The organism is Aeromicrobium sp. Root495 (genome assembly GCF_001426755.1).
Taxonomy (GTDB): domain Bacteria; phylum Actinomycetota; class Actinomycetes; order Propionibacteriales; family Nocardioidaceae; genus Aeromicrobium.
Window position 1 is genome coordinate 777,580 of record NZ_LMFJ01000001.1, and the last position, 12,520, is coordinate 790,099.

Annotated in this window: 16 protein-coding genes; 10 read left to right on the forward strand and 6 right to left on the reverse strand. The window is 71.5% G+C overall.

Annotation, left to right across the window (positions count from 1 at the left end):
• Window positions 1-53: 53 nt before the first annotated feature.
• Complete coding sequence (locus ASD11_RS03980) at window positions 54-884, forward strand: CHAP domain-containing protein (RefSeq protein ID WP_162246457.1); 831 nt, start codon at window positions 54-56, stop codon at window positions 882-884.
• A gap of 39 nt (window positions 885-923) precedes the next feature.
• Here ASD11_RS03980 and ASD11_RS03985 read toward each other — a convergent pair whose 3' ends face one another.
• The gene (locus ASD11_RS03985) at window positions 924-1,757 is read right to left on the reverse strand and encodes a DUF3097 domain-containing protein (protein WP_056283579.1); all 834 of its coding nucleotides are present in this window, start codon (window positions 1,755-1,757) and stop codon (window positions 924-926) included.
• Window positions 1,750-2,175, reverse strand: a complete 426-nt coding sequence (locus ASD11_RS03990; protein ID WP_156464575.1) for a hypothetical protein — start codon at window positions 2,173-2,175, stop codon at window positions 1,750-1,752. Before ASD11_RS03990 ends, ASD11_RS03985 begins: the two co-directional genes overlap by 8 nt.
• 90 nt (window positions 2,176-2,265) lie before the next feature.
• On the opposite strand from ASD11_RS03990, the gene hrcA reads away from it, so the two are divergent.
• The 8 genes from hrcA (at window position 2,266) to era (ending at window position 8,956) form a co-directional block, all read left to right on the forward strand.
• Window positions 2,266-3,279 (forward strand): heat-inducible transcriptional repressor HrcA, encoded by a 1,014-nt coding sequence (hrcA, locus tag ASD11_RS03995; protein WP_056283586.1) that lies wholly within the window; start codon window positions 2,266-2,268, stop codon window positions 3,277-3,279.
• Between the two features lie 32 nt (window positions 3,280-3,311).
• Window positions 3,312-4,472: a molecular chaperone DnaJ gene (gene dnaJ, locus ASD11_RS04000; RefSeq protein ID WP_056283589.1), complete on the forward strand. Its 1,161-nt coding sequence runs from the start codon at window positions 3,312-3,314 to the stop codon at window positions 4,470-4,472.
• 29 nt (window positions 4,473-4,501) lie between these two features.
• Entirely contained in the window at window positions 4,502-4,840 is a 339-nt protein-coding gene (locus tag ASD11_RS04005; RefSeq protein ID WP_056283591.1) for an HIT domain-containing protein, read from the forward strand.
• A gap of 64 nt (window positions 4,841-4,904) precedes the next feature.
• Complete coding sequence (locus tag ASD11_RS04010; protein WP_056283594.1) at window positions 4,905-5,906, forward strand: PhoH family protein; 1,002 nt, start codon at window positions 4,905-4,907, stop codon at window positions 5,904-5,906.
• Window positions 5,884-6,375 carry an rRNA maturation RNase YbeY gene (gene ybeY / locus ASD11_RS04015; RefSeq protein WP_056283595.1) on the forward strand — a complete coding sequence of 164 codons (492 nt, stop codon included), beginning with the start codon at window positions 5,884-5,886 and terminating at the stop codon, window positions 6,373-6,375. Before ASD11_RS04010 ends, ybeY begins: the two co-directional genes overlap by 23 nt.
• Before the next feature lie 25 nt (window positions 6,376-6,400).
• A complete protein-coding gene (locus ASD11_RS04020; RefSeq protein WP_056283598.1) occupies window positions 6,401-7,687 on the forward strand; it encodes a hemolysin family protein in 1,287 nt (428 codons plus the stop codon).
• Entirely contained in the window at window positions 7,680-8,036 is a 357-nt protein-coding gene (locus ASD11_RS04025) for a hypothetical protein (RefSeq protein ID WP_056283602.1), read from the forward strand. The genes ASD11_RS04020 and ASD11_RS04025 overlap by 8 nt, the downstream gene beginning before the upstream one ends.
• On the forward strand, window positions 8,033-8,956 hold the full coding sequence (gene era / locus ASD11_RS04030; RefSeq protein ID WP_056283606.1) for a GTPase Era: 924 nt from the start codon (window positions 8,033-8,035) through the stop codon (window positions 8,954-8,956). The genes ASD11_RS04025 and era overlap by 4 nt, the downstream gene beginning before the upstream one ends.
• A 25-nt stretch (window positions 8,957-8,981) precedes the next feature.
• Here the strand turns inward: era and ASD11_RS04035 are convergent, their stop codons facing one another.
• Window positions 8,982-9,248 carry an acylphosphatase gene (locus ASD11_RS04035; RefSeq protein ID WP_056283610.1) on the reverse strand — a complete coding sequence of 89 codons (267 nt, stop codon included), beginning with the start codon at window positions 9,246-9,248 and terminating at the stop codon, window positions 8,982-8,984.
• 33 nt (window positions 9,249-9,281) lie between these two features.
• Between ASD11_RS04035 and ASD11_RS04040 the strand changes: the two genes are divergently transcribed.
• Window positions 9,282-10,289 carry a PHP domain-containing protein gene (locus ASD11_RS04040; protein ID WP_056283614.1) on the forward strand — a complete coding sequence of 336 codons (1,008 nt, stop codon included), beginning with the start codon at window positions 9,282-9,284 and terminating at the stop codon, window positions 10,287-10,289.
• Window positions 10,290-10,582: 293 nt separating this feature from the next.
• Here the strand turns inward: ASD11_RS04040 and ASD11_RS04045 are convergent, their stop codons facing one another.
• The 3 genes from ASD11_RS04045 to ASD11_RS04055 are packed head-to-tail and all read right to left on the reverse strand — an operon-like array spanning window position 10,583 to window position 12,465.
• Complete coding sequence (locus tag ASD11_RS04045) at window positions 10,583-11,302, reverse strand: hypothetical protein (RefSeq protein WP_056283618.1); 720 nt, start codon at window positions 11,300-11,302, stop codon at window positions 10,583-10,585.
• A gap of 48 nt (window positions 11,303-11,350) precedes the next feature.
• Window positions 11,351-11,950, reverse strand: a complete 600-nt coding sequence (locus tag ASD11_RS04050) for a hypothetical protein (RefSeq protein ID WP_056283622.1) — start codon at window positions 11,948-11,950, stop codon at window positions 11,351-11,353.
• Between the two features lie 32 nt (window positions 11,951-11,982).
• A complete protein-coding gene (locus ASD11_RS04055) occupies window positions 11,983-12,465 on the reverse strand; it encodes a flavodoxin family protein (RefSeq protein WP_056283626.1) in 483 nt (160 codons plus the stop codon).
• Between the last annotated feature and the right edge of the window lie 55 nt (window positions 12,466-12,520).

Consider the following 12,520-nt stretch of genomic DNA (forward strand, 5'->3'; position numbering starts at 1 on the left):
GCAACGTGCATGGGCCGTTCCGCGACCGTCGGGTCGTGGCGATGGCTCGAACCATGAAGAAGATCGTGATCGTCCGAACAGCGCTCGTGGGAGCAGCGTTGCTCGGGTCGGTCCTGGCCGGCCTCGGCCCGGCCGAGGCCGGTGGCCGGATCCTGTGCACCGGGTTCACCCAGTGCACGGACCGGGGGTGGTCGGACGCGGGGTACCGCGCCGCCCAGCCCCGGGCGCACTGGAACATGACGCCGGGGAGGAACTGCACCAACTACGTCGCGTACCGGCTGACCAGCAACGGACGACGGACGGCCCGCCCGCCGCACACCAACGCCGCCCACACGTGGGGCTCAGCCGCGCGCGCCTCGGGCGTCCCGGTCACCGACCGGCCGCAGGTGGGCTCGATCGCCTGGTGGGAGAGCGACGTCTACCCCGCCAGGAAGAAGGGTCACGTGGCGTACGTCGAGCAGGTCCGGGCGGACGGCTCGATCCTCGTCAGCGAGGACAACATGAACCAGGCCTTCTCCTGGCGTCGGGTCGTCCGGGGCAAGGGCTGGCCGTCCGGGTTCCTCCACTTCCCGACCTCCGACGGCTCGCCGTCGGGGAAGGTCACGTCCGTGGCTGCCGACGGCGGTCGGCTCGATCTGTGGACGGCCGCGAGCGACCCTGACGCCTTCGGTCGACCGGTCCGGTACGAGGTCGTCCTCGACGGTGCGCTCGACGACCCCGAGGCGGAGCGCTTCACCTTCACGACCGGCTTCTTCCTGAGCCACCGGATCAAGACGGTGGCGGCACGTGGCTCCACCGTGGTGCGTGTCTACGTGCACAACAAACGCGGGACCGACGGTGAGGACGTCGTGCGGCTGGGCACGAGGGTCGTCTCGATCGACTGACGGTGCCGGCCCGTGCAGCGGGTCGGCCGCCGGTCGGCGTCAGGGGGCCGTCACGAAGTCGATGAGCTCCTCGACCCGGCCGAGGAAGGACGGCTCGAGGTCGGCGTAGGTGCGCACGGTGGACAGGATGCGCTGCCACGCCCGGGCGACGTCGGCCTGGGAGCCGTGCTGCCAGCCCAAGGCCGCGCAGATGCCGCGTTTCCACTCGACGTCGCGGGGGATCGTGGGCCACTGCTGGAACCCGAGGCGCTCAGGCTTGACCGCCTGCCAGACGTCGACGTAGGGGTGCCCCACCACGAGGACGTTCGCCCGACCACGGAGCGGGGCCACGAGGCGGGACTCCTTGCTGCCCTCCACGAGGTGGTCGACCAGCACGCCGAGACGTCGGTCGGGCGCAGGGTCGAAGTCGTCGACGACGGCCACGAGGTCGTCGACGCCGTTCAACAGCTCGACGGTGACGCCCTCCACGCGGAGGTCGTCGCCCCAGACCTTCTCCACGAGCTCGGCGTCGTGCTTGCCCTCCACGAGGATCCTGCTCGGCAGGGCCACGCGGGCGCGGGCGTTCTCCACGGCGAGCGAGCCCGACGCGGTGCGTCGAGGGCCGCTGGGCCCGGCGGCCACCGGCGGCCGCGCCACGACGGGCTTGCCCTCGAGCAGGAAGCCCGGGCCGAGCGGGAAGGAGCGACGCTTGCCGCGGCGGTCCTCCAGGATGAACATGCCGAGGTCGGCGTCGATGCGCACGACCGCGCCGACGTAGCCGCTCGTGGCGTCCTCCAGCACCATGCCCGGCTCCACGGGCACGTCGACCGAGCGGCCGCGCGGAGGCTTGCGCCAGTCGCCGGACAGGACGTCGGAGCCGTAGCGGTCAGCCATGGAGGAGGCCCAGCAGTCGTTGGTGGAAGGCCTCCAGCTCCTCGCGGGCGATGGATCCCGAGCTCGTGAGGATGCGGCTCCGGGGCGTGGTGAGCCCGATGGCGAGGTCGACCGCGGCGGGCCACGAGGGGCGCGGCGTCGGGGGCTGGGAATCGGTGTAGAGGTCGCCCACGGCCACCACGTCGACGTCGGGCACCACCATGACGAGCTCTCCACCGACGGGACCGTCGCCGAGGTGGATGACCTCGACGAACCGGCCGCCGAGGTCGGTGGCCCACACCGAGCTGAGCGTCCCACCGCGCGACTCGTGCATGAGGAAGGTGCCGTCGGAGACGGTGATGCGGCGGGGCCGGTACGTGAGGGTCTGGCTGTCACCGGTGACGACGACCGCCTCGTCGGTCACGGTGATGGGTTCCATCTCGGTAGACTGGCACTTGCCCGGGGCGAGTGCCAGCGACACGCCCCAGGATGCACCCGACGAGACCGATCAGACAGGCAGGAGAGCCCCATGAGTGACGACCGCCGCCTCGAGGTGCTCCGTGCCATCGTCCAGGACTACGTCGCCACGCACGAGCCGGTCGGCTCGCGTGCGCTCGTCGAGCGCCACCAGCTCGGCGTCTCGTCGGCCACCATCCGCAACGACATGGCCGCGCTCGAGGAGGAGGGGTACATCACCCAGCCCCACACGAGCGCCGGACGGGTCCCCACCGACAAGGGCTACCGGCTCTTCGTCGACCGGCTCTCGGAGGTGAAGGCCCTCTCGGGTGCGGAGCGCCGCGCCATCGAGACCTTCCTCACCGGTGCCGTCGACGTCGACGACGTCGTGCAGCGCAGCGTCAAGGTGCTCGCCCAGCTCACCAACCAGGTCGCGATCGTGCAGTACCCGTCGCTCACCCGCTCCACGGTCCGACACGTCGAGGTCGTGGCGCTCGAGCGGGCGCGTGTGCTGCTCGTGGTCATCACGAGCAGCGGCCGCGTCGAGCAACGCATCGTCGAGCTCGTGGAGACGCCCACCGACCAGCTCCTGGCGGACCTGCGAGCGCGGCTCGTGGGCGCCACGCTCGGTCAGCGGCTCCCCGAGGCGGCCCTGCGCCTGGCCGACCTCATCGAGACCTTCGCGCCCAACGACCGGCCCATCGTCACGTCGATCGTCACCACGCTCACGCACGTCTTCGGCAACGAGCGCTCCGACGAGCGCATCGCCGTGGGCGGCACCGCCAACCTCGCGCGGTTCGGCACCGACTTCGACACCGCCATCAAGCCCGTGCTGGAGGCGCTCGAGGAGCAGGTGGTGCTGCTCAAGCTGCTGGGCGAGGCCACCACCGACCCCACGGTCCGCATCGGCGCCGAGACGGGCAACGAGTCGTTCACCGGCACGGCTGTCGTGTCGTCCACGTACGGTGGACTCGACTCGCTCGCCACGCTGGGCACGCTCGGGCCCACCCGCATGGACTACCCCGCCACCATGGCCGCCGTCGGCGCCGTGGCGCGCTACGTCGGACGCATCGTCGCCGACGGCTGACTTCCCATCACCTAGAGGACCCAGAGACACCCATGGCACAGGACTACTACGACCTGCTCGGCGTGAGCCGCGAGGTGAGCCCCGAGGAGCTCAAGAAGGCGTACCGCCGGCTCGCCCGCCAGCTGCACCCCGACGTCAACGACGCCGACGACGCCGCCGACCGCTTCAAGGAGGTCACCCTCGCCTACGAGGTGCTGTCGGACCCGCAGAAGCGCTCGGTCTACGACCGCGGCGGCAACCCCATGGGGGGCGGCGCGTCGGGCGGCGCGGGCTTCGGCCAGGGCTTCAGCTTCGACGACATCATGGACGCCTTCTTCGGCGGCAACAACCAGCGCGGTCCCCGCTCGCGCGTGCAGCGCGGCCAGGACGCCCTCCTGCGCCTCACGATCAACCTCGCGGAGGCCGCGTTCGGCCTCACGCAGGAGCTCAAGGTCGACACGGCCGTCACGTGCACCACGTGCGACGGCTCGGGCGCTCGGGAGGACGCGGCCCCGGTCACGTGCGGGACGTGCCACGGGCACGGCGAGGTGCAGAGCGTCCAGCGCTCCCTCCTCGGCGACATCCGCACGGCGCGCACGTGCCCCACGTGCCGCGGCTTCGGCACGGTCATCACCGACCCGTGCGACGAGTGCGGCGGCGACGGCCGGGTCCGCTCGCGTCGCTCTCTCACCGTCACCATCCCCGCGGGCGTCGACCAGGGCACCCGCATCCAGCTCACCGGCGAGGGCGAGGTCGGCCCCGGTGGCGGACCGGCCGGCGACCTCTACGTCGAGATCGACGTCGAGCGACACCCGGTCTACAGCCGTCAGGGCGACCAGCTCCTCTGCCAGGTCACGCTGCCCATGACGGCGGCCGCCCTCGGCACCCACCTCGACCTGCCCACGCTCGAGTCCGACCTGCCCGAGGGCGCGCTCGACCGCGAGACCGCGGCCACCGTGCCCGTCGAGGTCGCGGCCGGCACGCAGTCCGGCGACACGGTCGTGCTGAAGGGCCAGGGCGTGCAGCGTCTGCGTGGTCCGGGCCGTGGCGACCTCGTCGTGCAGGTGGTCGTGGAGACCCCCACCCACGTCGACGACGAGCAGCGGGCCCTGCTCCAGCAGCTGGCGGCCCTGCGCCACGAGGAGCACCCTGAGGGCACGCTCAACGCGAGCCACAAGAACGTCTTCGGCCGCATCAAGGACGCCTTCCGGTAGGAGGTCGGCCCAACGGGCAGGATGGGTGCATGACCGACGACTGCTTGTTCTGCTCGATCGTGGCCGGAGACATCCCTGCGGACGTCGTGGCCGAGAACGGCCAGGCCATCGCCTTCCGCGACATCAGTCCCCAGGCGCCCACCCACGTGCTGGTCATCCCGCGCGTGCATCAGCCCGACATCGGCTCGCTCGTCGAGGCCGACCCGGCCGCCGCCACGGGCGTGCTGACGTTGGCGCGCGAGGTGGCCGACGAGGCCGGCGGCTCCTACCGGCTCGTCTTCAACACCGGCGCCGACGCCCACCAGACCGTCTTCCACTGCCACGCCCACGTGCTGGCCGGCCGTTCGCTCGGCTGGCCCCCCGGCTGAGGCTGCGCCGACCGGATGCTGGCCTGGCCCGAGGTCGCGGGACGCGGGTAGACTGGAACCACACATGACTGAGCCTCAGAACCCGCACACCTTCACCGTCCCCACGAGCATCGACACCGTCTCGCTGTTCGGCCCCGCCGACGAGTTCCTGCGCCTCGTGGAGACCGCGTTCGACGCCACGGTCCACGCCCGTGGGAACGTCGTCACCGTCACCGGTCCCGCCGCCGAGGCCGCGCTCGTGGAGCGTCTGCTCGACGAGCTCGTCGCCATCGTGCGCACCGGCCAGGGCCTCACCTCCGAGACCGTCGAGCGGTCCATCGCCATGCTCCGCGAGGAGACGCAGGAGCGGCCCGCCGAGGTGCTGAGCCTCAACATCCTCTCCAACCGTGGTCGCACGATCCGTCCCAAGACGCTCAACCAGAAGCGGTACGTCGACGGCATCGACAAGCACACCATCACCTTCGGCATCGGCCCGGCCGGCACCGGCAAGACGTACCTCGCCATGGCCAAGGCCGTGCAGGCGCTGCAGGCCAAGCAGATCACCCGCATCATCCTCACGCGCCCGGCCGTCGAGGCCGGCGAGCGCCTGGGCTACCTGCCGGGCACGTTGAGCGAGAAGATCGACCCGTACCTGCGCCCCCTGTACGACGCGCTGCACGACATGCTCGATCCCGAGACCATCCCCAAGCTCATGACGGCCGGGACCATCGAGATCGCGCCGCTGGCCTACATGCGTGGCCGCACGCTCCAGGACGCGTTCATCATCCTCGACGAGGCGCAGAACACCACGCCCGAGCAGATGAAGATGTTCCTCACCCGCCTCGGCTTCGGCTCCAAGATCGTGGTGACCGGCGACGTGAGCCAGGTGGACCTGCCCTCTGGCACCAAGAGCGGTCTGCGCGTCGTGCGCGATATCCTCACCGACGTCAAGGACATCCACTTCTCCACGCTCACGTCGCAGGACGTCGTGCGGCACAAGCTCGTGGGCCGCATCGTCGCCGCCTACGACGCGTACGAGGGTGCCGAGCAGGACCAGGTGGACCGTGAACGTCGACGTCCTCGATGAGTCCGGCAGCGACGTCGCGCTCGACGTCGTCGCGCTGACCCGGCTGTCCCGCTTCGTCATGCGGCGGATGCGTCTGCACCCCGCCACCGAGCTCACGGTGCGGCTCGTCGACACCGCCACCATCGCCACGCTCAACGAGCAGTGGATGGGCAAGAAGGGCCCCACGGACGTCCTGTCGTTCCCCATGGACGAGCTCACCCCGGGGCGTCGCGACGCCGAGCCGGAGGACGAGCCCGAGGGATACCTCGGCGACATCGCCCTGTGCCCGCAGGTCGCGGCGCAGCAGGCGCCGGCGGCGGGCCACTCCGAGGTCGACGAGGTCGAGCTGCTGCTCGTGCACGGCATCCTGCACCTGCTGGGCTACGACCACGCCACGCCCGAGGAGCACCAGGAGATGTTCGGCATCCAGGGCCGGCTCCTCCTCGAGTGGCAGCGCGCTGCCGCCGGGCTCGACCCCGAGTCCGCCTGATCCCCGAGCCGAGCCAGACGATCCCATGACCTCCGCCATCATCCTGTCGATCCTGCTCGCCCTCGCGGCGGGGCTCTTCGCCAGCATCGACGCCGCCCTGTCGTCGTTCTCCAAGGCCCGCGCCGAGGAGCTCGAGGACGAGGGCCGGGCCGGTGCCGCCCGGCTCCTGCGCATCCTCGAGGACCCGGCGCGCGCCCTCAACACCGTCCTGCTGATGCGGGTGCTCACCGAGACGGCGAGCATCGTGCTCGTCGCGCTCGTCGTGGCCGACCGCGTGGAGGGGTGGTTCCTGCAGATCTTCGTGGCCGTGGCCATCATGGTCGTGGTCTCGTACGTGCTCATCGGCGTCGGTCCCCGCACGCTCGGACGCCAGCACGCCGAGTCCGTGGCGCTGTCGTCCGCGCTCCCGGTGCTCGTCCTCACGTGGCTGCTCGGCCCCGTGCAGCGGGTCCTGATCCTCGTCGGCAACGCGCTCACCCCGGGCCGGGGCTTCAGCGAGGGCCCGTTCGCCTCCGAGGTCGAGGTGCGTGAGCTCGTCGACCTCGCCGCAGCGTCGTCGGTCATCGAGTCCGGCGAGTCCAAGATGATCCAGTCGGTGTTCGAGCTGGGCGACACAATCGTGCGCGAGGTCATGGTCCCGCGCACCGACCTCGTCTACGTCGAGCGCACCAAGACGCTGCGCAAGACCATGTCGCTGTGCCTGCGCTCGGGCTACTCGCGCCTGCCCGTGATCGACGACAACCTCGACGACATCCTCGGCATGGCCTACCTCAAGGACGTCACCAAGCGCGTCTTCGACAACCACGAGGCCGAGACCAAGGAGAAGGTCGACACGATCATGCGGCCGTGCCTCTTCGTGCCCGACACGAAGCCGGCCGACGACCTGCTCCGCGAGATGCAGCTCCAGCGCACGCACGTGGCCGTCGTGGTCGACGAGTACGGCGGGACGGCCGGGCTGGTCACCATCGAGGACATCCTCGAGGAGATCGTGGGCGAGATCACCGACGAGTACGACACCGAGCCCGACGACCTCGAGGCGCTCTCGGACGGCTCGTACCGGATGACGGTCCGCTACGACGTCGACGATCTCGCCGAGCTCTTCGACGTCGACCTCGACGACGAGGACGTCGACTCCGTGGGCGGGCTCCTCGCCAAGCACCTCGGCAAGGTCCCCATCCCCGGCAGCACCGTCGAGGTGGCCGGTCTCCGCCTCGAGGCCGAGGATCCCTCGGGACGGCGCAACCGGGTGGGCCGGGTGCACGTGCGCCGCGTCGACGGCGCCGACGGGTCGATAGCCTCGTCCCATGGCTGACACCCCAGAGACGACGCTGTCCGCGGAGGACGCCAAGATCGTGACCCTGGCGCGCGCCACGCGCGCCCGCACCGGAGCGCCCGTCGGTGCCGCGGTCCGTGACCTCGACGGGCGCACGTACGCCGCCGCTGCGGTCTCCCTCGCCTCGCTCGAGATCGCCGCTCTCGACCTCGCGGTCGCCATGGCCGTCTCCTCCGGTGCCCAGGGCCTGGAGGCCGGTGCCGTGCTCGGTGCCGTGCTCGAAGGCGAGGCTCCGTCCATCGACGCGTTCCGCGACCTCGCCGGCCCTGGTGTCACCGTCTTCCTCACCGACGCGAGCGGTGCCGTCGTGGGGAGCCTGACCTCATGAGCGAGCCCGTCTTCCGCTCCGGCTTCGCCTGCTTCGTGGGCCGCCCCAACGCGGGCAAGTCCACGCTCACCAACGCGCTCGTGGGCGAGAAGGTCGCCATCACGTCGTCCAAGCCGCAGACCACGCGGCACGCCATCCGTGGTCTCGTGCACCGTCCCGACGCCCAGCTCGTGCTCATCGACACCCCCGGCCTGCACCGTCCCCGCAACACGCTGGGCGCTCGGCTCAACGACCTCGTCCGCACCACGTGGGCCGAGGTCGACACCGTGGCCATGTGCCTGCCGGCGGACCAGAAGGTCGGTCCGGGAGACAAGTTCCTCATGAAGGAGCTGGCGGCCCTGCGCAGCAAGCCCGTCCTGGGCGTGGTCACCAAGACCGACCTCGTCGGGCCCGACCAGCTGGGCGAGTACCTCATGTCGGTCCAGGTGGCCGGCGAGCAGGTGGGCCTGGAGTGGCGCGAGATCGTGCCGGTCTCCGCCGTGAAGAACCAGCAGGTCGACCTCCTGGCCGACCTCCTCGTGGCCACGCTGCCCGAGGGTCCCACGATGTACCCCGAGGGACAACTCACCGACGAGCCCGAGGAGATCCTCGTGGCCGAGATCATCCGCGAGGCCGCCCTCGAGGGCGTGCGCGACGAGCTGCCGCACTCGCTCGCCGTCGTCGTCGACGAGATGGTGCCCCGCGAGGACCGTCCGGCCGACCGTCCGCTCATCGACGTCCGCGTCAACGTGTTCGTGGAGCGCGACAGCCAGAAGGGCATCATCATCGGCAAGAAGGGCTCGCGGCTCAAGGAGATCGGCCAGTCCTCCCGCGTCCAGATCGAGAAGATCCTCGGCACGCCGGTGTACCTCGACCTGCACGTCAAGGTCGCCAAGGACTGGCAGCGCGACCCCAAGCAGCTGCGCAAGCTCGGCTTCTGACCTTCCCTGCCGCCCCGCGGGCCGGCTAGCGGGTCTCGAACGTCCCGAAGCCCTGCGGCACGACGTCCTCGACCTCCACGGACTCCACGTGGGCGCGCGGTGGTCCTGCGCCGCACCAGTCGACGAGCGCCTGGACGGAGACGTCGTCTCCCTCGAACCACGCCTCGACCCGCCCGTCGGCGAGGTTGCGGACCCAGCCGCTCACCTGGTGCCGGTACGCCTTCTCGACGCACGTGGCCCGGTAGAAGACCCCCTGGACCCTCCCACTGACGAGGACGTGTCGCGCCACCATGCACCCATCATGACCCTTTGCCACGATGGGGGCATGGATCCGGTCGAGGCGCTCGAGGAGGTCGCGTTCCTGCTGGAGCGCGGGCGGGCCTCCACGTACCGGGTCGAGGCGTTCCGCACCGCCGCCGAGGCGCTCGCCGAGGTGGGCCCGGACGCGGTGCGCCGTCTGCACACGGCCGGCTCGCTCCAGGACGCGCCCGGCATCGGGAAGCGGACCGCCCAGGTGGTGGGGGAGGCGCTGAGCGGAACGGTGCCCGCCTACCTGGCGCAGCTGCTGGCCGACGCGGGCGGGCCGCTCGTGACCGGCGGCGAGGCGGTGCGTGCTGCGCTGAGGGGCGACCTCCACACCCACACGGACTGGTCGGACGGTGGCTCGCCGCTCGAGGTCATGGTCGCGGCCGCCCAGCGCGTGGGGCACGAGTACCTCGCCGTCACCGACCACTCGCCGCGACTCACGGTGGCGCACGGGCTCAGCGCCGACCGGCTCGCCGAGCAGCTCGACGTCATCGCCGGACTCGAGGTGGACGGGCTGAGGGTGCTGACCGGCATCGAGGTCGACATCCTCGACGACGGCTCGCTCGACCAGTCGCCGCGGCTGCTGCAGGTGCTCGACGTGGTCGTGGCCAGCGTCCACAGCAAGCTCCGGATGGACCAGACCGCCATGACCCGCCGGATGCTCGGCGCCGTGAAGGACCCGGCCACCGACGTGCTGGGCCACTGCACGGGTCGTCTCGTGGAGGGCGGGCGAGGGAAGCGACCCCAGTCGACCTTCGACGCCGACCGTGTCTTCGCAGCGTGCGCGGAGCACGACGTCGCCGTCGAGATCAACGCCCGTCCCGAGCGGGAGGACCCGCCCGACGAGCTCATCGCCCTGGCGCTGGAGGCGGGCTGCCTCTTCAGCATCGACTCCGACGCCCACGCCCCCGGCCAGCTCGACTTCCTCGACCACGGCTGCGAGCGGGCCCAGCGTCTCGGCGTCCCCCTCGACCGGATCATCAACACGTGGCCCGTCGACCAGCTCCTCGACTGGACCCACTCCTGACCTCCGCCCGACGCCCACCGACGCCGTGGACGAACGATGAGGGTTAGTGGTCGCTGGGACGACCCGAACCCCTCATCGTTCGTCGCGGGCCGACCAACGACGAGGGCTTGTGGTCGCTGGCACGACCCGAACCCCTCATCGTTCGTGTCCGACCGGCCGTGGGACGAACGATGAGGGTTTGTGGTCGTGGGGACGACCCGGATCCCTCATCCTTCGTCGCAGGCCGACCAAGGATGAGGGCTTGTGGTCGCTGGCACGACCCGGATCCCTCATCGTTCGTCCACCCGAGCGGGTCAGAGGGCGGCGGCGAGGGTGCGGACCTGCTCGGGGCTCGACGGCTCGGCCACGCGGCCGGTCACGGCGTCGTACTCGTCGAGCAGGCCGGCGAGGTCCTTGACCATCCGGCGGGCCCGCGCGTACCCGTCGCCGCAGTCGGCCCGGCACTCCGACGCCGCCAGCGCGTGGGCCGCGCTCAGTGCCACGAGGCCCCAGGCCTCGGCCGGGCCGAGGTCGCTCGTCGCCGCGAAGGCCATGACCCGGGCCGACTGCCGGTGGTGCTGCTCGTGACCGTGGTCCAGCTCGCCGCCCGACGTGGGCAGGGCCCGGACGGTGGCCAGCGCGGCTTCCACCTCGTCGACGGGGGAGTCGGTTCCGTCGCGCAGGAGCCGCTCCGCGTGCTCGACGTGCGAGAGCACGGTGACGCGCAGACCGGGCTCGACCAGCACGAGCACCTGACGCGCCTGGCGCAGGCGCAGCCGGGTGCGGATCTCGTCGCTGTCGTCGGTGGTGCCGAAGAGCCGGCCGACGAGCGGGACGAGGCGGCCGCGGTCGGCGTCGGCCAGCAGGTCGTTGGCCGTGCGGGCCTCGTGGGCGAGCACCGGGTGCGTGCAGTCGGGCCGGTCGCTCCACTCCTCGCCGGCCAGGAGCGAGACGTACTCCATGACGCACGCCTCGCCGTCCCCGGAGTCGTGCGCACCGGCCGAGATGGTGGGGAGGAAGTCAGGCAACGTCATGACTCCATTTTCCCACCCGGGTGGTCACGGCACCAGGTGCGACGAGGATCAGCCCGGCCCGGCCGCTCCGAGCAGCGAGCTGCGCAGCGTCGGCGTGGCCTCCAGCTCACCCCGCACGGCACCACCCTGGTTCCCGGCCCCCGGGACGGTGGTGAACGGCTCGTCGGTGAGGCGGACGGTCCGGCACCCGAAGTCGTCGATCACGACACCCGTCAGGTCGCCTCGCCACGACAGGACCACCATGACGCGGCGCCCGAGGTCCGCGCTGCAGACCGGGTCCTCGGGTGCCGGGCTCAGGTCGTTCAGCTGCCGGGCCAGGCCGTCCGTCTCCGCCGCGTCGAGCCGGCGGGGAGGGTCGGTCCGTGGCCAGCCGCCGACGTGCTCCGAGACCCCGTCGGGCCTCGGCAGGGCGTACGTGCAGACCCAGGCGGCGTCGGCACGGGGCAGCAACGGCGCGGAGCCGGCCGGCTTCTCGGTCCGGTCGGTCACGGTCGACGACGACGCCGTAGGCAACGCCTTGGGGCACGGCTTCCCGTCGTGGGCGGCCAGCTCGTCGACGGGCTTCGTCGGGGCGTCGGCGTCGGACGTGCAGCCTGCGACGGTGGCGAGCGCGACGAGCACCAGCAGGGACGTGCCGAGGAGCCTCATGGTCAGTCCTTGTCCGAAGGTGCCTGAGCCTCTCACGGCATGACGACGGCGGCGAGCGTCGCACCCAGCTCGTACGCCGCGGCCCGGTGCTCCTCGGTCACGTCGCCCATGATCTCCAGAGGTGCTGCGGCCTGGCTCCACGGCAGGGCCTGGGCGATGCTCTGCAGGCTGCGCACCGCGCCCTCGGTGTCGTACCGACCGTGGACGCACAGGCCGTAGGGCTTGCGCCCCTGGGCGGCAGCGCCCGAGCCGTCGTCGGACAGCGCTCCGCCGATCTCGAGGAACGTCCGGTCGAACAGGTCCTTCACGAGCCCGGCCATGTACCCGAAGTTCGCCGGGCTCAGGATGACGATCCCGTCGGCGTCGTTCACGTGCCGCGCCGACACCTCGTCGGGCGGGAGCGCCACCACCTCGACGCCCTCGATCGCCTCGTCGCCGGCGCCGGCGACGAGGGACTCCGCGAGCAGCCGGGTGGCGGGTGTGGGCGCGTGGTGGACGATCAGCAGGCTGGGCACGCGCCCAGTCTGGGTGCCTGTCGTGGAACCTTCAACTGCCGTGCGGCGTTCATCT

What these genes read in the sequence shown, in the direction of transcription:
- hrcA (WP_056283586.1), top strand. Translation starts at nt 2,266, where the DNA reads ATGAGTGACGACCGCCGCCTCGAGGTGCTCCGTGCCATCGTCCAGGAC.
- ASD11_RS04050 (WP_056283622.1), bottom strand. Translation starts at nt 11,950, where the DNA reads ATGAGGCTCCTCGGCACGTCCCTGCTGGTGCTCGTCGCGCTCGCCACC.
- ASD11_RS03985 (WP_056283579.1), bottom strand. Translation starts at nt 1,757, where the DNA reads ATGGCTGACCGCTACGGCTCCGACGTCCTGTCCGGCGACTGGCGCAAG.
- ASD11_RS03980 (WP_162246457.1), top strand. Translation starts at nt 54, where the DNA reads ATGAAGAAGATCGTGATCGTCCGAACAGCGCTCGTGGGAGCAGCGTTG.
- ASD11_RS04035 (WP_056283610.1), bottom strand. Translation starts at nt 9,248, where the DNA reads ATGGTGGCGCGACACGTCCTCGTCAGTGGGAGGGTCCAGGGGGTCTTC.
- ASD11_RS04020 (WP_056283598.1), top strand. Translation starts at nt 6,401, where the DNA reads ATGACCTCCGCCATCATCCTGTCGATCCTGCTCGCCCTCGCGGCGGGG.
- ASD11_RS04040 (WP_056283614.1), top strand. Translation starts at nt 9,282, where the DNA reads ATGGATCCGGTCGAGGCGCTCGAGGAGGTCGCGTTCCTGCTGGAGCGC.
- ASD11_RS03990 (WP_156464575.1), bottom strand. Translation starts at nt 2,175, where the DNA reads ATGGAACCCATCACCGTGACCGACGAGGCGGTCGTCGTCACCGGTGAC.
- era (WP_056283606.1), top strand. Translation starts at nt 8,033, where the DNA reads ATGAGCGAGCCCGTCTTCCGCTCCGGCTTCGCCTGCTTCGTGGGCCGC.
- ASD11_RS04045 (WP_056283618.1), bottom strand. Translation starts at nt 11,302, where the DNA reads ATGACGTTGCCTGACTTCCTCCCCACCATCTCGGCCGGTGCGCACGAC.
- ASD11_RS04010 (WP_056283594.1), top strand. Translation starts at nt 4,905, where the DNA reads ATGACTGAGCCTCAGAACCCGCACACCTTCACCGTCCCCACGAGCATC.
- dnaJ (WP_056283589.1), top strand. Translation starts at nt 3,312, where the DNA reads ATGGCACAGGACTACTACGACCTGCTCGGCGTGAGCCGCGAGGTGAGC.
- ASD11_RS04005 (WP_056283591.1), top strand. Translation starts at nt 4,502, where the DNA reads ATGACCGACGACTGCTTGTTCTGCTCGATCGTGGCCGGAGACATCCCT.
- ASD11_RS04025 (WP_056283602.1), top strand. Translation starts at nt 7,680, where the DNA reads ATGGCTGACACCCCAGAGACGACGCTGTCCGCGGAGGACGCCAAGATC.